The following is a 21,011-nucleotide window of genomic DNA, read 5'->3' as shown; positions in this document are numbered from 1 at the left end:
GGTTGCGGATTGGTACGAAGCTACGGGGGTGCTCACATGGCAGGTGCGGTCGCGTTTCCCCGGTTCGGTCAGATGACGCCCTGGGCCAGCATCGCGTCCGCCACCCGCTCGAAGCCCGCGATGTTCGCGCCCGTCACGTAGTTTCCGGGGGCGTCGTAGCGCTCGGCGGTCTCGTGGCAGGTGGTGTGGATGTCGTTCATGATGTGCGTCAGTTCTTCCTCGACCCGCGCCGCCGACCACGACGTACGGGCGTGGTTCTGGGCCATCTCCAGGGCACTGACCGCGACGCCTCCCGCGTTGGCCGCCTTGCCGGGCCCGAACGCGATGCCCGCCTGCTGGAACAGCTGCACCGCCTCGGGGGTCGTCGGCATGTTGGCGCCCTCCGAAACCACCTTCACGCCGTTGCGGACCAGCGTGGCGGCATCGCTTTCGTCCAGCTCGTTCTGTGTGGCCGACGGCAGGGCGATGTCGGCCGGGACGTCCCAGACGCGCCCGCCCGGCACGAAGCGGGCCGAGGCGCCCCGACGTTCGGCGTAGGTGTCCACCCGTCCGCGCTCGACCTCCTTTATCTGCTTGAGGAGGTCGAGGTCGATGCCCTTCTCGTCGACCACGTAGCCGGACGAATCCGAACAGGTCACGGCGTTCGCGCCGAGGGCGGCCAGCTTCTCGATGGTGTAGATGGCGACGTTGCCGGAACCGGAGACGACCGCGGTGCGGCCTTCCAAGTCCTCGCCGCGCTCGCGCAGCATCGCCGCCGCGAAGAGGACGTTGCCGTATCCGGTGGCCTCCGGACGGATCAGCGAACCACCCCAGCCCTGTCCCTTGCCGGTGAGGACGGCCTCCCAGCGGTTGGTGATGCGCCGGTACTGGCCGAACAGGTAGCCGATCTCCCGGCCACCGACGCCGATGTCGCCCGCGGGCACGTCCGTGTGCTCGCCGATGTGCCGGTACAGCTCCGTCATGAACGACTGGCAGAAACGCATGACCTCCGCGTCGCTGCGGCCGTGCGGCTGGAAGTCGCTGCCGCCCTTGCCGCCGCCGATGCCGAGGCCGGTCAGCGCGTTCTTGAAGATCTGCTCGAAGCCCAGGAACTTGATGACGCCGAGGTTCACCGTCGGGTGGAAGCGCAGGCCGCCCTTGTACGGGCCGAGCGCGCTGTTGAACTCCACCCGGAAGCCGCGGTTGACGTGGACGCGCCCCCGGTCGTCCTGCCACGGCACCCGGAAGAGGACCTGCCGCTCCGGCTCGCACAGCCGCTCGATCAGGCCGGGTTCGGCGTACTCGGGGCGGGCCGCGATGACGGGTGTCAGGGTCTCCAGGACCTCGTGGGCGGCCTGGAGGAACTCCGGCTGGGCCGGGTTGCGGTGTTCCATCTCGGTGAGCAGCTGCGCGAGCGTGCTCTTCGTCGTCTCGGATCGCGTGGTCAAAGGAGGCCTTTCTGGCACGGCTGACACCGGGGGGATCCGGTACGGGGCGCGGCGCACTCCGGTACAGCCCGTTCGGGACGCTCGGCGCCCTTGCCGCGCGCGGGACACTCAAGTGTTACGCGCATGTAAACATACTGCCCGGCACCCAGGTCCAGGGTGCGACCACTATGCGAGACCAATGGGCAGACACATCGGAGTTGGACCGCCGCGGTCCGCATCGCCCGCAAGGACATCGACCAGCTCAACGGCCAATGGCGAGCATCCAGATCGGCTCCAGGCAGGTGTGGACCAGTGCGGCTCAGCCCTTCACGGCGCCACCGAGTGCGAAGCCGCCGCCGAGCTTTCGCGAGATCAGGACGTACAGCAGGATCACCGGCGTCGAGTAGATGATCGAGAACGCCGCCAACTGGCCATAGATGACCGTGCCCTTGTTGCCGAAGAAGTCGTTGATGCTCACCGATGCCGGCATCTGCTCAGGCGTGAGCAGGAGCATGAACGGGACGAAGAAGTTGCCCCACATCATGACGAAGGAGAAGACCGTCACCACGGCCACTCCCGGGCCCATCAGGGGGAGCACGATCCGTAGCAGGGACTGGAACGGCGAGGCGCCGTCCGTCCACGCCGCCTCCTCGAGCTCCTTCGGGACTCCATCCATGAAGTTTTTCATCAGCCAGATGGCGAAGGGGAGTTGGGACGCCGCGAAGAAGAAGATCGTGCCCTGCATCGTGTCGATCAGGTCCACCTGGACGAACAGCGCGTACACCGGGACCATGATCGCCGTGATCGGCAGGCTCGTCGCGAAGAGGATCGTCAGCATGAACGGGCGGTTCAGACGGGACTTGAAGCGGGAGAGCGGGTAGGCGGCCAATGCCGCGCAGACCACTGTCAGGAGCGTGCCGCCGCCGCACAGGAGCAGGCTGTTGAGGAGCGGCGTGAAGGTGATCTCGGGGGTCAGGACAGCGTCGTAGTTGTCCAGGGTGATGCCGTCGGGGACCTTCACCTTGAGGTCCGCGTTCGTGTCGAGGGACGAAAGGATCACCCAGGCCAGCGGCAGGATGAATGCCGCCGCGACCACGAGAAGGCCCGCGTCCGCCGCCAGGCGTCGCGTCGTGCGCCGTGAACTCAGCTTTCTGGAAGGGGACTTGACGGTGTGGGCGGACACTCAGACCTCCGTGCGGAGCAGGCGCAGGTAGACGAGGGAGAAGAGTGAGCCGACGACCAGGAGCAGGAGTGCCACCGCCGTGCCGTAGCCGATCATGCTCTTCTGGAAGGCCTGTTCGTACATGAACAGGGGGAGGGTCTGGCTGCGGTTTCCCGGGCCGCCTCGCGTCATCACCCAGATCAGGCCGAAGACGGACAGGGTCTGGAGGGTGTTCAGCATCAGGTTCGTGCCGATGGAGCGGCGGATCATCGGGAGCGTGATGTGCCACATGCGGCGCCAGCCGCCCGCGCCGTCCACCTCCGCCGCCTCGGTGATCTCCTTGGGGATCTCGTTCAGGGCCGCCGAGTAGACCAGCATCGAGAACGCCGTCCCCCGCCATACGTTCGCGAACGACACCGCCAGGATCGGCAGCGTGTACATCCAGTTCTGGGACGGGAGGTGGAGGAAGTCCAGGACCGCGTTCAGAGTGCCCTCGCGGCGGAAGAACGCGTACAGGAGGAACGCCGCCACCACCTCCGGAAGTACCCACGCGGTGATCACGATCGCGCCGGTGATCGTGCGGACCGGCTTGGACGCCCGCTGCATCAGGGACGCGAGTGCCAGGCCGATCGTGTTCTGGCCGATGAGGGACGACAGGACCGTGAAGACGAGGGTCAGCCAGACCGCGTTGAGGAACGCATCGTCGCCGAAAGCCTTACGGAAGTTGTCGAAGCCGACGAAGCTCGATTCCGCCTGGCCGGTGAGCTGGAGGTCGGTGAAGGCGATGTAGGCGCAGTAGCCGATCGGCCCCGCGAGGAAGAGGAGCAGGAGGATCACGGCCGGGGAGACGGGCAGGGCGCGGGTCAGCGACCGGCCCGCCAGCTTGCGGCGCGAGGGCGGGCGTGGGGGGTGCGGGGCGCCCGGGTCCGGACCCGGCGCCGTCTTGGCGATGTCGCCGGGCCCTGCGGGGGGTGCGGTGGTCACCTCGGGGCACTCACTTCCCTTGCGTACGGACGGCTGCGGGACGCGGCTACTTCTTGATGACCTTGCCGTCCGTCGCCGCCTTGAGCTCCTCGTCGTATCCGCTCGCCGCGTCCGCCACGGACCCGTCGCCCGTCGTGACCTTCTCCATGGCCTCCTGGACCGCCGTCGAAACCTTCGGGTACGCCGGGTACGCCGGGCGGTAGTGCGTCGACGGCACCAGGTCGGTGAAGAACTTCAGGCCGGGCTGCGCCTTCAGGTACGAGGGGTCGGATGCGACGTCCTTGCGGACCGCGATGCCCGAGTTCGCCACGTACCACTTCTGGGCGTTGGCCTTGGTCTGCATCTGCTCGATGAACTTGAACGCCAGGTCCGGGTTGGACGCTTTGGTGGGCACGGCCCAGGTCCAGCCGCCGGACATGCTCACCTTGCCGGGAGCCTGGCCGTTCTGGGTCGGCATGTGGGCGAGGCCCAGCTTCTTCGACCACTCGGGCCACTCGTGACCCGCGCCCTTGCCCCAGTCCTGCGGCAGCCAGGAGCCGTCGAGGTTGATGCCGAGCTTGTCCTCGGGGAGGAGTTCGCCGCGGACCCGGGTGGCGAAGTTCGGGTCGAGGGCGTCGGAGACGTCGGGGCCGAGCTTCTCCTTGTAGACCGTCTCGACGAAGGAGAGGGAGTCCTTGAAGCCCTGGCTTCCCGTGACCCACTTCTTCGACTTCGGGTCGTACATCGGGTCCTGGCCCGTGCCGTACAGGAGCATCTCCATGCCCTGCATGGTGGCCGTCTCGCCCGCGGGCTTGCCCGTGTAGACGTTCAGGGGGGTGACGCCCGGGACCTTCTTCTTGATGGTCCGCGCCGTCTGAAGGATGTCGTCCCACGACTTCGGCTGCCAGTTCGCCGGCAGCCCGGCCTTCTTGAAGATGCCCTTGCTGAACCAGAGTCCGCGCGTGTCGGTGCCGTCCGGTACGCCGTACGTCTTGCCGTCCGCCGCCTTCGCCGCCGACTTGGACGTGCCGATGAACTGGTCCCAGTCCTTCCACTTGTCCAGGTAGGGATCGAGCGGCTTCAAGTATCCGCTGGTGATGTCCGAGTTGATGAGGAAGGTGTCCTCGTAGACCAGGTCGGGCGCGGTCTTCGGGGAGCGCATCATCTGCTGGAGCTTGGTGTAGTACTCGGAGTCCGGCGCCTTGATCGGCACCAGCTTCACCTTCTTGCCGGGGTTCGCCTTCTCGAACTGCTTCTTGATGTCCGCCAGATAGGTGTCCATGACCTTGATCTGGTTGTCCGTGGACTGCTTGAAGGAGACCTTCACGGTGTCCGGATCATCGTCGGAGCCCCCGCCGCACGCGGTGAGGGTGCCTGCGGCGACCAGGGCGGTGGCGAGGAGCAGCGGGGTGGTGGGACGCACGGGCACGACCTCCTACAGGCCGACGCGGCTGAGTTACCACGCAGGGCGCAACGCGGGGCTGCCCGGTGAACGTAAGGGCGGGCTCGGAGCAAGGTCAATGCCCGTGCGTCGTCCCTTGTCATCAACGTGACAACGTTGTTATTGGAAGCGGGGGCGGGGCACCGCCGGTGTGTTGCCGGTGTGCTGCCGGGACGGCAATCGGCTTACGGGGATGGGGATTTGGGCGTCACGTGTCCGACTTCAGGTGTTCGGCGTCAGCCAGCGGTACACGTACTCCGGGCGGCCGACGTGGCCGTACTGCGGGGCGCGGGCGGCGCGGCCCGTGGTGACCAGGTGCTCCAGATAGCGGCGTGCGGTGATGCGCGAGATGCCGACGGACTCGGCGGTGGCCGCGGCGGTGAGGCCCTCCGCGGGCGCATCGCGCAGGCCGCGGGTCACCCTTTCGAGGGTGGGGCCGCTGAGGCCCTTCGGGAGGGCGGCGGGGCTGGGGGTGCGCAGGGTCGCCAGGGCGCGGTCCACCTCGTCCTGACCGGTGGCCTCGCCCGCGGCGGCGCGGAACTCGGCGTAGCGGGTGAGGCGGTCGCGGAGGGTGGCGAAGGTGAAGGGCTTCAGTACGTACTGGACCACGCCGAGGGAGACGCCTTCGCGTACGACCGTCAGATCGCGGGCTGAGGTGACGGCGATGACGTCCGTACGGTGGCCTGCGGCTCGCAGGGTGCGGGCCAGCTGGAGGCCGTGGCCGTCGGGGAGGTGGAGGTCCAGGAGGAGGAGGTCGACCTCTGTCCGGTCGAGGGCGCGTTTCGCTTCGGCGGCGCTGTGGGCTTTGCCTACGGCTTGGAAGCCGGGCACTCGGTTCACGTAGAGGACGTGGGCGTCCGCTGCTACGGGGTCGTCCTCTACGACGAGGACCTTGATCGGCTCTGTCATTTGGTGCCTCCGTCTGGTGCGTCCGGTGTGCTGGACGCTTGTTCATCGGCACCCGGCATCGAGGGTTGTGCCCACCCGTTCCGCCTTGCGGAACGCCTGCCCACAACGGTGGCAGTCATCTGCAAGTAGACCTCGAACTCGGCACCACCTCCCGGCGAATCCCGCACGGTCAATGTCCCCTCGTGCTTCGTCACCGTCTGGTGGACCAACGCAAGCCCCAACCCCCGTCCCGCCGTGGCCTTCGTCGACCAGCCCCGCTCGAAGACCGCCTCCGTGTGGGCGGGGTCCACCCCCGGGCCCGTGTCCGAGACCCGCAGGGTCAGGCCGGCCTCGTCGGCCCGTGCTGTCACCGTCACGCGGGCCGCGGGTGATCCCTGGGCCGCGTCCACCGCGTTGTCGATCAAGTTGCCGAGGACCGTGACCAGGTCGCGTGCGGGCAGGTCAGGGGGCAGCATTCCGTCGTCGATGCTGCTGTCGGGGGAGACGACGAGCTCCACGCCGTGTTCGTTGGCCTGGGCGGCCTTGCCCAGGAGCAGGGCGGCGAGGATCGGCTCGTTCACCGCGGCGACCACCTGGTCCGTCAAGGTCTGCGCCAGCTCCAGCTCGGCCGTGGCGAAGTCGACCGCCTCGTCCGCGCGGCCCAGCTCGATGAGGGACACGACGGTGTGGAGACGGTTCGCCGCCTCGTGGGCCTGCGAGCGCAGCGCCCGCGTGAAGCCGCGTTCCGAGTCCAGTTCGCCGGTCAGGGCCTGGAGTTCGGTGTGGTCGCGCAAGGTGACCACCGTGCCCCGGCGTTCACCGCTCGACACGGGGGATGTGTTCACCACGACCACCCGGTCCGCCGTCAGGTGCAGCTCGTCCACCCGCGGCTCGGCGGCGAGCAGTGCGCCCGTCAGCGGGGCGGGCAGGCCGAGGTCGGCGACGCTGTGGCCCAGCAAGTCCCCTGATACGCCGAGCAGTTCACGCCCTCCGTCGTTGATGAGGGCGATCCGCCGCTGCCCGTCGAGCATCAGCAGGCCCTCGCGCACCGCGTGCAGCGCCGCCTCGTGGTAGTCGTGCATACGGCTCAGCTCGGCGGCGTTCATGCCGTGGGTGTGGCGGCGCAGGCGGGCGTTGATGACGTATGTGCCGAGTCCGCCGAGCGCGAGCGCGCCCGCCGCGACGCCGAGCAGGGCGAGCAGCTGGCCGCGCGCGTTCTCGCTGATCTCCTCGATGGTGATGCCCGCGCTGACCAGGCCGGTGATGCGGCCGCTGCCGTCGTCGGCCCGGATGGGGGTGACCACGCGCACGGACGGGCCGAGTGTCCCCGTGTAGGTCTCCGTGAAGGTCCTGCCCCGCAGTGCCTTCGCCCGGTGGCCGAGGAAGCGCTCGCCGATCTGGTCCTTGTCGGGGTGCGTCCAGCGGATGCCGTCCGGGTTCATGATCGTGACGAAGTCGACCCCGGTGTGGTGGAGCACATCCTTCGCGTACGGCTGGAGTGTCTTCGTCGGATCCTTGCCGCGCACGGCCGCACGTACCGAAGGGGAGTCGGCGACCGCCCGCGCCGCGGCCGTCGCCTGGCGGCCCGCGCCCTCCTCGGCCTGCTGCCGGTCGCTGAGGAACGTGAAGAGCGCACATCCGGCCACCACGAGGGTGACGAGCACGATCTGCATCGCGAAGAGCTGTCCGGCGAGGCTGCGCGGCCGGGGTGGACGGGCGAGGGGCATGGTGCCAGTCTGCCTCGCTGTATAAGCGCGAACTAAATGAACGTAAGGGTGACCGCCCTCACAGGGCGAGAGATAGTCACCGGGAATCCCGATAGCTCAGACAGCGGGGATCCCCGATCGGACAGCGGGTTTTCCGCCAGTTATGGGGTTCCGGATTCCCCACCCAGGACGTGAGCCGCACGCACTGGCCACACAACGCCGACGTCGTCGTTCCAAGGAGGGCCCTCGTGGCCGACACCGCCGACAGCCAGGTGGCACCGGCACCCGCAGCCAAGCGGGACCGCACCCACTATCTGTACATCGCCGTCATCATCGCCGTCGTCCTCGGCGTCGGCGTCGGGCTGCTCTTCCCGGACTTCGCCAAAGAGCTGAAGCCGGTCGGGACCGGCTTCGTGAACCTGATCAAGATGATGATCTCGCCCATCATCTTCTGCACGATCGTCCTGGGCGTCGGCTCGGTCCGAAAGGCCGCCAAGGTCGGCAAGGTCGGCGGTCTCGCGCTCGGCTACTTCCTGGTGATGTCGATCGTCGCGCTCGCCATCGGCCTGGTCGTGGGCAACATCCTGCACCCCGGTTCCGGCATGGACCTGACCGAGGCGGCCAAGGGCGCGGGCCACGCGGCCGCGGACGAGGCGAGCACGGGCCCGGTCGACTTCCTGCTCGGCATCATCCCGACCACGCTCGTCTCGGCGTTCACCCAGGAGCAGGTGCTCCAGACCCTGCTCGTCGCGCTGCTCGTCGGCTTCGCCCTACAGGCCATGGGCTCGGCGGGTACGCCGATCCTGCGCGGCATCGGGCACATCCAGAAGCTGGTCTTCCGGGTCCTCGGCATGATCATGTGGGCCGCCCCGGTCGGCGCGTTCGGCGCGATGGCGGCGGTGGTCGGCGAGACCGGCACGGATGCCCTGAAGGCCCTTGCCACGATCATGATCGGGTTCTACGTCACCTGCGCGCTGTTCATCGTGATCGTGCTCGGTACGCTGCTGCGCCTGGCCACCGGGGTCAACCTCTTCAAGCTCCTGAGGTACCTGGGCCGCGAGTTCCTGCTCATCCTCTCCACGTCCTCGTCCGAGTCCGCCCTGCCGCGGCTCATCGCGAAGATGGAGCACCTGGGCGTAAGCCGCCCGGTCGTCGGCATCACCGTACCGACGGGCTACTCCTTCAACCTCGACGGCACGATGATCTACCTGACCATGTCGTCGCTCTTCATCGCCGAGGCGATGGACCAGCCGCTCGGCATCGGCGAGCAGATCTCACTGCTCCTGTTCATGATGATCGCGTCCAAGGGCGCGGCGGGTGTCTCGGGCTCCGGCATCGCGGTCCTGGCCAGCGGCCTGCAGTCGCACAAGCCGGGCCTGGTGGACGGCGTCGGCCTGATCATCGGCATCGACCGCTTCATGAGCGAGGCGCGCGCCCTGACGAACTTCGCGGGCAACGCGGTGGCGACGCTCCTGATCGGTACGTGGACCAAGGAGGTCGACCGGGAGCGGGTCGACCTCGTGCTCGCGGGGAAGCTGCCGTTCGACGAGAAGACGCTGCTCGACGACAGTGCCCCGCAGCACGAGGTGGCGAACCCGGACGCGGCGGACGGGGTCCCTTCGCAGCCGGGCAGCGGTGAGACGTCGGACAGTAGTGAGACGTCGGACAGCGGTGAGAAGAAGACTCTGACGGCCTAGACCTTGCCGTCGGTGGTCGCCGCTCTTCGGTCGGCGACCCTGGTCACCAACTCGGTGGCCTTCGAGGCGGGCAGGCCCGCCGCGGTCAGAAACGTGATCGCGGTGGACCTGCCCGCCTTTTCGGCTGGTACGACACCGTCGTTGACGGCCTCCATCACGGCGAACAGGATCCCTTCGAGCACGTAGCCGAGCGCCCGCGTCGGCAGCGGTGACACGAACGTGCCGTCGTCCAGGCCGCGTTGGAACATCTCGAGGCCCTCCTCGTGGACGCGGCCGAGCCGTTCGCGGATGCCGCCCATCGTCACGCTCCGCTCTCCGAGGGAGAGCAGCAGGCGGTAGCGGTCGGCGACGTCCCAGACGGCCAGCAGTGAACCGGCCACCGCCTCCGCGGGGTCGTCGATGCCCTCGCGGCCCGCGGTGTGCGCGGACTCCACCGCCTCCACGGCCCGCTCCACGATCGCTTCGATCAGCGCGTCACGGCTGGGGAAGTGCCCGTACACCGTCCGCCGCACCACGCCCGCCGCGCGCGCGATCTGGTCCATGGACGCGTCAGGGTCGCGGAGCAGCTCCGTGACAGCGACGTCGAGGATGCGGCGGCGGTTGGCGTCAGCCCTGGCGCTGCTCGCTGGACGGGGGTTCATGGCCCCATTCTGCCCATTCACCGGCGCCCTCTCGCCCACCCACTTGCACACTGCTGTGCAACATCGGGTATCTTGCACAGTGGTGTGCAGTTACACAGGCTTGTGCAATACGGGATGGGTGGAATCCAGATGTCTCTGCTGATCAAGGAACCGGTCGAACGGATGGACCGGCCGTACGCCCGCCGCTGGTGGGCCCTGGGTGTGCTCTGCCTGAGCCTCCTGATCGCCGTGATGGCGAACACGGCGCTGACGGTGGCCGCGCCCGACATGACCATGGACCTCGGCCTGTCCAGCTCCGACCTGCAGTGGGTCATCGACGCCTATACCGTCCCGTACGCCGCGCTGATGCTGCTGCTCGGCGCGATCGGCGACAAGTACAGCCGCAGGGGAGCGCTGGTGCTCGGCCTGCTGATCATGTCCGTGGGCGCCGCCGCGGGCGCGGTGGTCGACAGCTCGACGGCGGTCATCGTGGTCCGCGCCGTGATGGGCGTGGGCGCGGCGCTGATCATGCCCGCGACGCTGTCGCTCCTCGCCGCGACCTTCCCGCGCGCGGAACGGGCCAAGGCGATCACCATCTGGGCGGCCACGTCCGGCATCGCGATCGCGGCGGGCCCGCTGATCGCGGGCGCGCTGCTCCGTGACAACGGCTGGCACTCAACGTTTCTGATCAACATCCCGGTGGCGGTGCTCGCGATCATCGGCGCGTTCGTCCTCGTACCGCCCTCGAAGGCGGCGCGGCACGGCCGGATCGACTACGTGGGCGGCCTGCTCTCGGTCGTCTGGGTGGGCTCCCTGATCTTCATGATCATCGATGGTCCGCACTTCGGCTGGGGCGTGCGGGCGATCAGCGCGGCGGTGGTGGCGGGGCTCGGCCTGGTCGCCTTCGTCGTATGGGAGTTGAAGCACCCGCGCCCGGTCCTTGACGTACGCAAGTTCGCCCAGCGGGGCTTCGCGGGCTCGAACCTCGCCGTGGCGCTCTTCTTCCTTGCTGTCTTCGGCGCGTTCTACTACCTCACCCAGCACCTCCAGTTCGTACTCGCCTACGACCCGCTGGAGACCGGCATCCGCATGTTGCCGCTCGCCGGTGCGGTCTTCGTGGGCTCGGCGGTCACCGGCATCCTCGCGCCGCGCATCGGCGGCAAGATCATGGTGGTGGCGGGCATGGTCGGCGGCACGGTGTCGCTCGCGCTCCTCACGCAGATCGACGCGGGCTCCACGTACGCGGACTTCGTGGCACCGCTGGTCATCCTCGGCCTGTCCCTCGGCTTCGCGGTCTCGCCGTGCACGGACGTCATCATGGGCGCGTTCCCCGAGTCGGAGCTCGGGGTGGGCGGCGCGGTGAACGACACCTCGCTGGAGCTGGGCGGCTCGCTCGGCATCGCGGTCCTCGGCTCGGTCCTCGCGGGGTCGTACTCCTCGAAGCTGGCCGACGAGACTTCGGGCAGCAAGCTTCCCGCTTCCGCGCTCGAGACCGCTCAGGACTCCGTGGGCGCGGGCAACGGGGTGGCGCAGGGCATCGCCGAGCAGGCGCGCGCCCTCTCGGAGAAGGCGGCGGGGGCGTCATCGCCGGAACAGGCGGCGCAGCTGAAGGCGCAGGCGCAGGAACTCGCCGGGGGCGCACACCAGATGACGGACGCGGTGGGCTCGGCGTTCTCCGGCGCGGTGGCCCACACCAGTCTGATCGGCGCGGTGATCCTGGGGGTGGGGACGGTCGTGGTGGCTCTGTTGCTGCCGGGGCGCGGGAAGGGTGCGGGGGCGCCGGTGGCGGACGGCGCGGAATCCGCGGAGGCTGCTTCGGAATCCGGGGAGGCTGCTTCGGAATCCGGGGAGGCTGCTTCGGAATCCGGGGAGGACGTGGGGGCTACCGCCTCCCAGAGCGTGGCCGGATAGCCTCAAGGGCAGCTGAACACGGGGGATCAGGAAAACGGGGAAGGGGGCGGAGCTCATGGGGTCCAAGCCGATGCGAGCCGCTGTCGGAGAGATGTGGATCAACTGTCAGGTCTGCGAGGGGGATCTGTTCCGTGACCGGGAGGTCAAGCTCAACAGCTCCGGCATGGAGTTCATGAACCTGGCCTGGGCGAACGAGTCGGCGACCGGGCTCATCTGCTGGCGGTGCGGCTACGTCCACCTCTTCGTGAACCGCGAGCTCAAGTTGTACCGAGCGGACAAGTGAAGCCGGACAAGTGAAGCCGGGGAAGGGGAGCGGCTGCGTCGCCTGCGGTTTCGCCGACGGCACCCGCCCCCTGCCCGGCGGCACCCTGCTGCGCACCGCGCACTGGACCGTCGAGCACTGCGTCGGCCCCCTCGGCGTCGGCACCCTCATCGTCAAGCCGCTGCGGCACATCACCGGCGTACACGAGATGAGCGCACAGGAGAGTACCGAGCTCGGGCCGTTGCTCGCCCGCGTGACATCCGTCCTGCGCACGGTAGTTGGGGACGAGTGCGAGCAGGTCTATGTCTGCCTCTGGTCCCATTCCGGGCGCGTGCCCGGTCATATCCACTTCGTCGCGCAGCCCGCCCGTACGTCCGACATCGACCGGCACGGCGGCGCGTACGGGCCCGCCCTCCAGATGGCGATGTTCGCCGAGGGTGCGGAGCCGGAGCCGGGCGCGGTGGAGGAATTCTGTGCGCGGGTGCGGCGTGTGCTGGGTGAGGATTCCGCCATCTAGGTGGGCGCGTGCGCAAACTGTTGACTGATATTCAAACCAGCCAGTAACTTCAGCGTTGTACCACTGAGGCCCCGCCGACAGTCGCTGAAGCCTGCTCAAATTCCTTACACAGAACGGCAGTTGGCGCCTGCGGCTTGCTGGGTTGCTCCTCCCCGGGACTGACCCCCATCGGATTCAAAGGAGACTCCAGATGGCGATCCGCACCAGCCGCCGCACCAGCCCCCTCGCCCTGCGCCTGGCAGCCGCCCTGGCCGCTGTCGGAACCGCCACCCTCGGTCTGGCCGCCCCCGCCCAGGCGGCCGGCGGCAGCGACCCGCTCGACTACGTCGCCCTCGGTGACAGCTTCAGCGCCGGATCCGGCATCCTCCCCCTCGACCCCACAGCCTCGCTGCTCTGCGCACGCTCGACGGCCAACTACCCGCACGTCGTGGCCAAGCGCACCGGCGCCCGGCTCACCGATGTGACCTGCGGCGGGGCCCAGACCAAGGACTTCGCCGGGTCGCAGTACCCCGGCGTCGCCCCGCAGCTCGATGCCGTCGAGGCAGGCACCGACGTCGTGACGCTGACCATCGGCGGCAACGACAACAGCACCTTCATCAGCGCGATCCTCGCCTGCGGCACCGCCGGTGTGCTCTCCGGCGGCAAGGGCAGCCCCTGCAAGGACGCCAACGGGGACAAGTTCACCAAGCAGATCGACGCCAGTACGTATCCGGCGCTGAAGACCGCCCTGCAAGCGATCAAGGCCAAGGCCCCCAACGCGCGCGTCGGCATCCTCGGCTACCCGTGGATCGTCCCGGCCCAGGCCGACCCCACGTGCTTCGCCAAGATGCCGATCGCCACCGGAGACGTCCCCTACCTGCGGGAACTCCAGGCCCACCTGAACAAGGCCGTGCAGCGCGCCGCCTCCGAGACGGGGGCCACCTTCGTCGACATGGCCGCCGCCTCCGACGGGCACGACGCCTGTAAGCCGCAGGGCACCCGGTGGATCGAGCCCGTGCTGTTCGGCACCAACTTCGTCCCCGTGCACCCCAACGCCCTCGGCGAGTCCAAGATGGCCGACCAGGCCGTCGGCGTGCTGAAGCTGGGCTGACCAGGCTGCCGCCAAGACACGCTGGCCTTGACGCCTGCGTCAAGGATTACCGTCGTACACATGCGCATCGGCGAACTTGCGGAGCGGGCCGGCACCACCACGCGGACCCTTCGGTACTACGAGTCACGGGGGCTGCTGCCCGCCCGTCGCAGTGATGGGGGTCCCCCCTGCTCCTTAAGAGCTTGGGGGAGGCTACCGCACCTACGACGAGGACGACGTACGGCTTCTCGAGCAGATCAGGACCTTGCAGGACTTCGGGTTCGATCTGGAGGAGACGCGGCCCTTCGTGGAGTGTCTGCGGTCGGGGCATCCGGCGGGCGACTTCTGTCCCGCGTCGCTCGATGTCTACCACCGCAAGCTCGGTGAACTCGACTCGCTGATCAGTGAGTTGAGTGCGGTGCGCGAACAGGTCGGCGCGCAGCTCATGCGCGCCGAGGCGGTGGTTCCGGGGGGTCCGGAGCCGCAGTGCGAGCTGACGTGTTGAGGGAGAGGGAGCGCAAGCATGGCGATGGTCAAGGCGGCAGGCGTGGCCGAGGTGACGGACGCGGACTTCGAGGGGGAGGTGCTCAAGTCGGAGCTGCCGGTGCTCGTGGAGTTCGGGGCGGAGTGGTGCGGTCCGTGCCGTCAGCTCGCGCCGGTGCTCAGTGAGATCTCGGGCGAGGAGGTGGACCGGCTGAAGATCGTGCAGTTGGATGTGGACCACAATCCGCAGACCGCGATGGCGTACGGAGTCCTGTCCGTGCCGTCCCTGCTGGTGTTCCGGGGCGGTGAGCCGGTGAAGTCGATGGTGGGCGCGCGGCCCAAGCGGAAGCTGCTCGCGGAGTTGGCCGAGGCCGAAGTGCTCTGACAGGGCGTACGCAGGAAAGAAAAAATACCCCGGACGAATTGACGTCCGGGGTATTTCTCTGCGTATATTGGATCCTTTCGCGGCTCCCTGCCCATTTGGGCATAACGGGATCGCGTGAATCTGTATAAGAGCACTGTAACTGGCGAGGGGCTGAATTGTCAACCGAGGAATTGCGGGAAGAGCAGCAATTCGTCTCCGGGCTGTACGCGCGCCTCGACGCGCTGCGCGAGGAGGCCGAAGCCGCCGTGCAGGCGTCGTTGTCGCAGGTCGGCAACGGTCTGCAGGCCAGGCTTGAGCGTGACGTCCTGGTGGCCGAGCAGTCCGGACTGCTGGCCGCCTTCAACACGGGAGAGAACGGGCTCTGCTTCGGGAGGCTCGAATTCCGTGACGGCCGTGATCACCGCATCGGGCGCATCGGAATCCGTGCGTCCGATACCGAACGCACCCCGCTCGTGATCGATTGGCGTGCGGACGTCGCGCGTCCCTTCTATCTCGCCACCGGTCATACGCCGATGGGGCTGCGCCGACGTCGGCACATCACCACACAGGGTCGCGAGGTCACAGCCCTGCACGACGAGATCCTCGATCTCGGCGACACCACCCGCACCGGGTACGAGGGCGCGGACGCCGACGAGGTGCTCCTCGCCGCGCTCGACTCGGCCCGCACCGGGCGTATGCACGACATCGTGCAGACCATCCAGGCCGAGCAGGACCGGATCATCCGCGCCCCGCACCGTGGCGTCCTCGTCGTCGAGGGCGGCCCCGGCACGGGAAAGACGGTCGTGGCCCTGCACCGCGCCGCCTTCCTCCTCTACGCGCACCGCGAGCTGCTCGCCAAGCGCGCGGTCCTGATCGTCGGCCCGAACCCCGCCTTCCTCGGCTACATCAGCGAGGTCCTGCCCGCACTCGGCGAGACCGGCGTGCTCCTCTCGACGGTCGGTGAGCTGTTCCCCGGCGTGACCGCCACCGGCACCGACACCCCTGAAGCCGCCCGAGTGAAGGGGAGCGCGGAGATGGCGGACGTGCTCGCCGCCGCCGTGCGCGACCGGCAGCAGACCCCGGAGCCCGGCGCCCCGCTGATCATCGAGCACGACGACGGCGACCTCATCCTGGACTGGACGATCGCCCACGAGGCGCGCGAGGCGGCCCGCGACGCGGACGTCCCGCACAACCTCGGCCGCCCGCACTTCGCCTTCCGCGTCATCGACATGCTCACCGAGCAGCTCGCCGAGCGGATCGGCGCCGACCCGTACGGCGGGCCCAACTTCCTCGGCCCCGACGACATCGCCCAGCTCGGCAAGGCGATCGCCGCGAGCCCCGAAGTGCACGCGGCCATAGAGGAGTTGTGGCCGCAGCTCACTCCGGAGGGCTTCCTGGCGGACTTCCTTGAGGAGCCGACACCGCATCTGTCGGAGGAGGACGCCCGGACCGTCCGGCGCCCGCGCGCCGCAGCCTGGACGGCCGCCGACATCCCGCTGCTCGACGAGGCCGCCGAACTGCTCGGCAGCGACGACAGCGCGGCACTGGCGATGGCGGAGGCCGAGCGGGCGAAGCAGATCGCCTACGCCCAGGGTGTCCTCGACGTGTCGTACGCGTCCCGGACGTACGAATTCGAGGACCTGGACGACGAGGAATCCGAGGTCCTGCTCGCGCACGACATCATCGACGCCGAGCGGATGGCCGAGCGCCAGGAGGAAGCCGACCACCGTAGTGCCGCCGAGCGTGCGGCGGCCGACCGCACCTGGGCGTTCGGGCACATCATCGTGGACGAGGCGCAGGAGCTCTCCGCCATGGCCTGGCGGCTGCTCATGCGGCGCTGCCCGACCCGCTCCATGACGCTCGTCGGCGACCCCGCGCAGACCGCGGAGGCCGGCGGCTGCGGCTCCTGGGAGTCGATCCTGTCGCCGTACGTCGAGGACCGCTGGGAGTACACCCGGCTCGGCGTCAACTACCGCACACCGGTGGAGATCATGGACGTGGCCGCCGAGGTGCCCCGCGTCGAGCACCCCGGATTTCAGCCGCCGAGTTCGGTGCGGTCCACGGGCGTACGGCCCTGGGCGCGCCGCACCGACGACCTCGCCGCGGCCGTGGCCGACGCGGTGGCGGCCGAGGAACGGGACGAGGGCCGCCTGGCGGTGATCGCCCCCCGCGAGCTCCACGACGGGCTCGCCGGAAAGCTTCCCGGGGTGACGGCCGGGGAGGCCCCGGACCTGACGCGGCCGGTCGTGCTGATCGACCCGCGTCAGGCGAAGGGCCTGGAGTTCGACACGGTCCTGGTCGTCGAGCCGGCCCGCTACGGCACGAGCGACCTGTACGTGGCTCTGACGCGGGCCACCCAGCGGCTCGGCGTCCTGCACTCCGAGGAGCTGCCGGTGGCGCTGAAGCAGCTCGGCTAGGACCTACGAGTGGGGCTCACACGGGCCGCAGCCACACCGTGGCCAGCGGTGGCAGCGTGAGCCGCAGGGACGCGGGGCGGCCGTGCGACGCCACCGGCTCGGGCTTGACCGGGTCCGGGTTGGTGACGTCGCCGCCGCCGTAGCGTGCGAGGTCGGTGTTCAGGACCTCCTGCCAGGCGGTGAACTCGCTCGGGACGCCGAGGCGGTACTCGTGCCGGACGACCGGTGAGAAGTGGGAGACGGCCAGGAGCGGACCGCCCTCCGTGTCCTGTGACCCGTAGCGCAGGAAGGCGAAGACATTGTCCTCGGCCGCGTCGCCCTCGACCCAGGCGAAGCCGCCGGGGTCCGTGTCGCGCTGCCACAGGGACGGCTCACGGCGGTAGACGGTGTTCAGGTCGCGTACGAGATCGCGTACGCCCCGGTGATCGGGCTCGGCCGCATAAGCGGGGTCGAGCAGCCACCAGTCAGGGCCGTGCCCCTCCGCCCACTCCGCGCCCTGAGCGAACTCCTGACCCATGAAGAGGAGTTGCTTGCCGGGATGGGCCCACATGAAGCCCAGGTATGCGCGGTGGTTGGCACGCTGCTGCCACCAGTCGCCCGGCATCTTGGACACCAACGAGCCCTTGCCGTGCACGACTTCGTCGTGCGAGATGGGCAGGACGTAGTTCTCGCTGTACGCGTACACCATCGAGAAGGTCATCTCGTTGTGGTGGTACTTGCGGTGCACGGGCTCCTTGGACACATAGTCGAGCGAGTCGTGCATCCAGCCCATGTTCCACTTCAGGCCGAAGCCGAGCCCGCCGAAGCCGCCGGGACCCTGGTGGTGCGTCGCCCGTGTCACGCCGTCCCAGGCCGTGGACTCCTCGGCGATCGTGACGACGCCGGGGGCGCGGCGGTAGACGGTGGCATTCATCTCCTGGAGGAAGGCCACGGCGTCGAGGTTCTCGCGCCCGCCGTGCACGTTCGGGGTCCACTCGCCGTCCTCGCGCGAGTAGTCCAGGTACAGCATCGAGGCCACGGCATCGACGCGCAGGCCGTCGATGTGGAACTCCTCGCACCAGTAAGTGGCGTTGGCGACAAGGAAGTTACGGACTTCCTTGCGGCCGTAGTCGAACTCGAGGGTGCCCCAGTCCGGGTGTGCCGCCCGGCCCGGATCCTCGTGCTCGTACAGCGTCCGTCCGTCGAACTCCGCGAGGGCCCAGTCGTCGCGCGGGAAGTGCGCGGGCACCCAGTCCATCAGGACGCCGATGCCCGCTCTGTGCAGCGCGTCGACGAGATACTTGAAGTCGTCGGGTGTGCCGAGGCGGGCCGTCGGCGCGTAGAAGCCGGTGACCTGGTAGCCCCAGGAACCGCCGAAGGGGTGCTCGGCGACGGGCATCAGCTCGACGTGCGTGAACCCCAGGTCCGCGACGTACGCGGGTAGTTGCTCGGCCAGCTGGCGGTACGTCAGGCCCGGCCGCCAGGAGGCCAGATGCACCTCGTAGGCGGAGAAAGGCGCCGCGTGCACGGGTGGCTCCGCCCGGTGCGCGAGCCACTCCTCGTCATGCCATTCGTGGTGCGACTCGTGGACGACGGAGGAGTTGGCGGGGGGCGCTTCGGTGCGGCGCGCGAGGGGATCGGCGCGCAGGGTCTTGGACCCGTCGGGGCGGGTGATCTCGTACTTGTACAGCTCGCCCTCGCCCACCGACGGCACGAAGAGCTCCCAGACGCCGGTGCCGCCGAGCGAGCGCAGCGGGAATCCGGTGCCGTCCCAGAAGTTGAAGTTCCCCACCACGCGCACGCCTTGGGCGTTCGGCGCCCACACCGTGAAGCGCGTCCCCGTGGCCCCCTCGTGCACCATCGGGCGCGACCCGAGCGCGTGCCACAGCTGCTCGTGCCGTCCCTCGCCGATCAGATGCAGATCGAACTCGCCGAGCGCGGGCAGGAAGCGGTACGCGTCGTGGATCTCGAGCTCGGCGTCCTCGTACGAGATGTGCAGCCGGTAGTCATCGGGGATCTCCCGCAGCGGAAGCACCCCGGAGAAGAACCCGTCGCCGTCGTCCCGCAGCTCGGCCCGCAGATCCTTGGCGACCACGGCGACGGAACGGGCGTACGGTCGCAGCGCGCGGAAGGCGATGCCCTCGCGCACGGTGTGGGCGCCGAGTACGGCGTGCGGGTCGTGGTGCGTGCCGTCGAGGAGGCGGGCGCGGTCGCTTTCGGAGACAGGGGAACTGAGGGAAGCGGGGGAAGCGGGGCGCGATGCCGTCGTATCGGCGGCAGGCTTCGGTTGCGGTTGCGGTTGCGGTTGCGGTTGCGGTTGCGGTTGCGGCTTCGACGTCGGCTTCGCTGTCGGCGCGGACGCCGGCTTCTTGCCCGTCTTCGCCTTCTTGCTTGTCTCGTCGGACGGTTTGCGCGGCTGCGGGCGGGGGGTCACGGCGGGAGGCCTCCTCGGCGGTGGCTGGTCAGTTGGCTTCGGTGGCGGGGCCGTTCGCGGCCAGGCGCTCGATCGCGGAGAGGGGCACGGGGAGCCAGTCGGGTCGGTGCCTGGCCTCGTACAACGCTTCGTAGACCGCCTTGTCCGTCTCGTAGGCGCGCAGAATGACCGGGTCCGTACGGGGATCGCGCCCCGAGATCTCCGCGTAGCCCGCGCAGTACGCGGCCCGGCAGTCGCCCGCCCACTCCGGCGCCCACGACTCCTGGGAGCGCGCCGCGTAGTCGAAGGAACGGAGCATCCCCGCCACATCGCGCACCGGCGGCTGCGGCATCCTGCGCTCGGCCAGCGGACGCGATGGCTCACCCTCGAAGTCGATGAGCGACCACTCCCCGGCGGGCGAGCGCAGGAACTGCCCCAAGTGCAGGTCCCCGTGGACGCGTTGGGCCGTCCAGCTCGCCCCCTCCTGCCCCAGGTCGGCGAGTGCCTCGAAGGCCGTGTGCAGGGCGGGGGCGTAGGGGAGCAGGGCGGGGACGGCATGCGCCGCCGCCTCAAGGCGGCCCGTCATGCCCTCGGCGATCAGCTCCACCTGGGCCCGGCCGAGGGTGACCGTGGGCAGCGCGCGGGCGAGCGCGAGATGCACATCGGCGGTCGCGCGGCCGAGCGTCCGCGCCTCGTCGCTGAAGTCCCGGCCCTTGGCGAGCTCTCCCAGGGCCAGCTCCCAGCCGTCGATCGTGCCCTTCAAGTAGGGCTGGAGTACGCCGAGTACGTTCACCTCCTCCCCGACGTCCGCGAGGAACCAGGCGGCCGGGGCGGGGACCTGCGCACAGCCCTCGCGGGCGAGCCTCAGGGGCAGCTCCAGGTCGGGATTGACGCCGGGCACGATGCGGCGGAACAGCTTCAGAATGAACGTATCGCCGTACACGAGCGAGGAGTTGGACTGCTCGGCGGCCAACATGCGCGGCGCGAGATCGTCGCCGATGGCTTTGCGCATGTCGCGCTCGAAGCGCAGCTTGCCGACGCGGGCCCGCACCCGCAGCGCTTCCATCAGGAACCCGGACATGCGGGCGTCGTGCAGCGCTTCGTAGACCGTGAACCCGGCGAGCGGTCCCTGTGTCACATGCCCGATGAGCGCGGGAGCGAGCCGCGGCGGCAGCTCACGCCGTACGCCGAGGAGGAGTTGGTAGCAGTCGGCGGGCTGTGGAGCCCCGCCGCCGCCCTGTCCGGTGACTTGCGGCTGGTGGACCTGAATGAGGAGGTGCAGCAGACCCAACTTGGAGGTGGGCGGCAGCAGTTCGGTCGCCGTGACCAGGGTGAAGCCGGCGATGGGGCGGCCCTTGCCCGCGAACCAGCGCTGCCGGGGCAGCCACGCGCGCAGCAGCGGATCGAGCGAGGCGAGCAGCGCGTCCGCGGTGATTCCCGGGCGGGTGACGGCTTCCGACATGGCGTCGCGTCCTTTCCGCGGTGCGGACAAGGGGTGAGTGCGGGAGTGCCGGTCGTACAGCAGGGCCGGTTAGTGCGGGAGAGTGCCCACGACGGGACGGTGGAAACCGCCCCGCACAGGAGTCGCAGGAGTGGAGCCTACGCCGGGTCCTTGCGGAGCCGGAACCAGTAGAAGCCGTGTCCGGCCAGGGTGAGGAGGTAGGGGAGTTCGCCGATGGCGGGGAAGCGGACTCCGCCGATGAGTTCGACGGG

General features: G+C 69.2%; 17 protein-coding genes and 1 pseudogene. 8 read left to right on the top strand and 10 right to left on the bottom strand.

The window, feature by feature from the left end:
* Positions 1 to 68 precede the first annotated feature (68 nt).
* The 6 genes from gdhA to ACGFSB_RS35345 form a co-directional block, all read right to left on the bottom strand.
* A complete protein-coding gene (gdhA, locus tag ACGFSB_RS35370) occupies positions 69 to 1,427 on the bottom strand; it encodes an NADP-specific glutamate dehydrogenase (RefSeq protein WP_393408099.1) in 1,359 nt (452 codons plus the stop codon).
* A 298-nt stretch (positions 1,428 to 1,725) separates the two neighbouring features.
* A complete protein-coding gene (locus ACGFSB_RS35365; RefSeq protein WP_393408097.1) occupies positions 1,726 to 2,589 on the bottom strand; it encodes a carbohydrate ABC transporter permease in 864 nt (287 codons plus the stop codon).
* Positions 2,590 to 3,519 carry a carbohydrate ABC transporter permease gene (locus ACGFSB_RS35360; RefSeq protein WP_393408310.1) on the bottom strand — a complete coding sequence of 310 codons (930 nt, stop codon included), beginning with the start codon at positions 3,517 to 3,519 and terminating at the stop codon, positions 2,590 to 2,592.
* A gap of 79 nt (positions 3,520 to 3,598) precedes the next feature.
* Positions 3,599 to 4,954, bottom strand: coding sequence for an extracellular solute-binding protein (locus ACGFSB_RS35355; protein ID WP_393408095.1), 1,356 nt, complete (start codon positions 4,952 to 4,954; stop codon positions 3,599 to 3,601).
* Between the two features lie 240 nt (positions 4,955 to 5,194).
* The gene (locus ACGFSB_RS35350) at positions 5,195 to 5,881 is read right to left on the bottom strand and encodes a response regulator (RefSeq protein ID WP_393408093.1); all 687 of its coding nucleotides are present in this window, start codon (positions 5,879 to 5,881) and stop codon (positions 5,195 to 5,197) included.
* The gene (locus tag ACGFSB_RS35345) at positions 5,878 to 7,587 is read right to left on the bottom strand and encodes an ATP-binding protein (protein ID WP_393408091.1); all 1,710 of its coding nucleotides are present in this window, start codon (positions 7,585 to 7,587) and stop codon (positions 5,878 to 5,880) included. Before ACGFSB_RS35345 ends, ACGFSB_RS35350 begins: the two co-directional genes overlap by 4 nt.
* Before the next feature lie 227 nt (positions 7,588 to 7,814).
* On the opposite strand from ACGFSB_RS35345, the gene ACGFSB_RS35340 reads away from it, so the two are divergent.
* Positions 7,815 to 9,263 carry a cation:dicarboxylate symporter family transporter gene (locus ACGFSB_RS35340; protein WP_393408089.1) on the top strand — a complete coding sequence of 483 codons (1,449 nt, stop codon included), beginning with the start codon at positions 7,815 to 7,817 and terminating at the stop codon, positions 9,261 to 9,263.
* Here ACGFSB_RS35340 and ACGFSB_RS35335 read toward each other — a convergent pair.
* On the bottom strand, positions 9,260 to 9,904 hold the full coding sequence (locus ACGFSB_RS35335; protein ID WP_393408087.1) for a TetR/AcrR family transcriptional regulator: 645 nt from the start codon (positions 9,902 to 9,904) through the stop codon (positions 9,260 to 9,262). The genes ACGFSB_RS35340 and ACGFSB_RS35335 overlap by 4 nt on opposite strands.
* Positions 9,905 to 10,033: 129 nt before the next feature.
* On the opposite strand from ACGFSB_RS35335, the gene ACGFSB_RS35330 reads away from it, so the two are divergent.
* From ACGFSB_RS35330 to ACGFSB_RS35300, 7 genes and pseudogenes are all read left to right on the top strand, one after another.
* Positions 10,034 to 11,794 carry an MFS transporter gene (locus ACGFSB_RS35330; RefSeq protein ID WP_393408084.1) on the top strand — a complete coding sequence of 587 codons (1,761 nt, stop codon included), beginning with the start codon at positions 10,034 to 10,036 and terminating at the stop codon, positions 11,792 to 11,794.
* Positions 11,795 to 11,849: 55 nt separating this feature from the next.
* Positions 11,850 to 12,077, top strand: coding sequence for a hypothetical protein (locus tag ACGFSB_RS35325; RefSeq protein ID WP_393408082.1), 228 nt, complete (start codon positions 11,850 to 11,852; stop codon positions 12,075 to 12,077).
* 10 nt (positions 12,078 to 12,087) lie between these two features.
* Positions 12,088 to 12,573, top strand: coding sequence for a hypothetical protein (locus tag ACGFSB_RS35320; RefSeq protein WP_393408079.1), 486 nt, complete (start codon positions 12,088 to 12,090; stop codon positions 12,571 to 12,573).
* Between the two features lie 190 nt (positions 12,574 to 12,763).
* Complete coding sequence (locus ACGFSB_RS35315; protein WP_393408076.1) at positions 12,764 to 13,663, top strand: SGNH/GDSL hydrolase family protein; 900 nt, start codon at positions 12,764 to 12,766, stop codon at positions 13,661 to 13,663.
* Positions 13,664 to 13,723: 60 nt separating this feature from the next.
* Positions 13,724 to 14,147 (top strand): annotated as a pseudogene (locus ACGFSB_RS35310) (MerR family transcriptional regulator).
* 24 nt (positions 14,148 to 14,171) lie between these two features.
* Positions 14,172 to 14,510, top strand: a complete 339-nt coding sequence (trxA, locus tag ACGFSB_RS35305; protein ID WP_393408308.1) for a thioredoxin — start codon at positions 14,172 to 14,174, stop codon at positions 14,508 to 14,510.
* Positions 14,511 to 14,665: 155 nt separating this feature from the next.
* Positions 14,666 to 16,906 (top strand): HelD family protein, encoded by a 2,241-nt coding sequence (locus ACGFSB_RS35300; RefSeq protein WP_393408074.1) that lies wholly within the window; start codon positions 14,666 to 14,668, stop codon positions 16,904 to 16,906.
* Positions 16,907 to 16,922: 16 nt separating this feature from the next.
* Here the strand turns inward: ACGFSB_RS35300 and glgB are convergent, their stop codons facing one another.
* From glgB to ACGFSB_RS35285, 3 genes are all read right to left on the bottom strand, one after another.
* A complete protein-coding gene (gene glgB, locus ACGFSB_RS35295; protein WP_393408072.1) occupies positions 16,923 to 19,319 on the bottom strand; it encodes a 1,4-alpha-glucan branching enzyme in 2,397 nt (798 codons plus the stop codon).
* A 28-nt stretch (positions 19,320 to 19,347) separates the two neighbouring features.
* Positions 19,348 to 20,760: a maltokinase gene (locus ACGFSB_RS35290; RefSeq protein ID WP_393408069.1), complete on the bottom strand. Its 1,413-nt coding sequence runs from the start codon at positions 20,758 to 20,760 to the stop codon at positions 19,348 to 19,350.
* A gap of 137 nt (positions 20,761 to 20,897) precedes the next feature.
* A partial coding sequence (locus ACGFSB_RS35285) for an alpha-glucosidase C-terminal domain-containing protein (protein ID WP_393408305.1) occupies positions 20,898 to 21,011 on the bottom strand: 114 nt, incomplete at its 5' end.

This window comes from Streptomyces sp. NPDC048441, from assembly GCF_043200235.1.
Lineage (GTDB): Bacteria > Actinomycetota > Actinomycetes > Streptomycetales > Streptomycetaceae > Streptomyces.
Note: the sequence above shows the minus strand (reverse complement) of the source record. Positions and strands in the feature narration are given on the sequence as shown.

Excerpts from the sequence above, each read along its gene's own strand:
- ACGFSB_RS35350 (WP_393408093.1), bottom strand. The coding sequence starts at position 5,881 with ATGACAGAGCCGATCAAGGTCCTCGTCGTAGAGGACGACCCCGTAGCA.
- ACGFSB_RS35345 (WP_393408091.1), bottom strand. The coding sequence starts at position 7,587 with ATGCCCCTCGCCCGTCCACCCCGGCCGCGCAGCCTCGCCGGACAGCTC.
- ACGFSB_RS35335 (WP_393408087.1), bottom strand. The coding sequence starts at position 9,904 with ATGAACCCCCGTCCAGCGAGCAGCGCCAGGGCTGACGCCAACCGCCGC.
- ACGFSB_RS35330 (WP_393408084.1), top strand. The coding sequence starts at position 10,034 with ATGTCTCTGCTGATCAAGGAACCGGTCGAACGGATGGACCGGCCGTAC.
- ACGFSB_RS35325 (WP_393408082.1), top strand. The coding sequence starts at position 11,850 with ATGGGGTCCAAGCCGATGCGAGCCGCTGTCGGAGAGATGTGGATCAAC.
- ACGFSB_RS35315 (WP_393408076.1), top strand. The coding sequence starts at position 12,764 with ATGGCGATCCGCACCAGCCGCCGCACCAGCCCCCTCGCCCTGCGCCTG.
- trxA (WP_393408308.1), top strand. The coding sequence starts at position 14,172 with ATGGTCAAGGCGGCAGGCGTGGCCGAGGTGACGGACGCGGACTTCGAG.
- ACGFSB_RS35290 (WP_393408069.1), bottom strand. The coding sequence starts at position 20,760 with ATGTCGGAAGCCGTCACCCGCCCGGGAATCACCGCGGACGCGCTGCTC.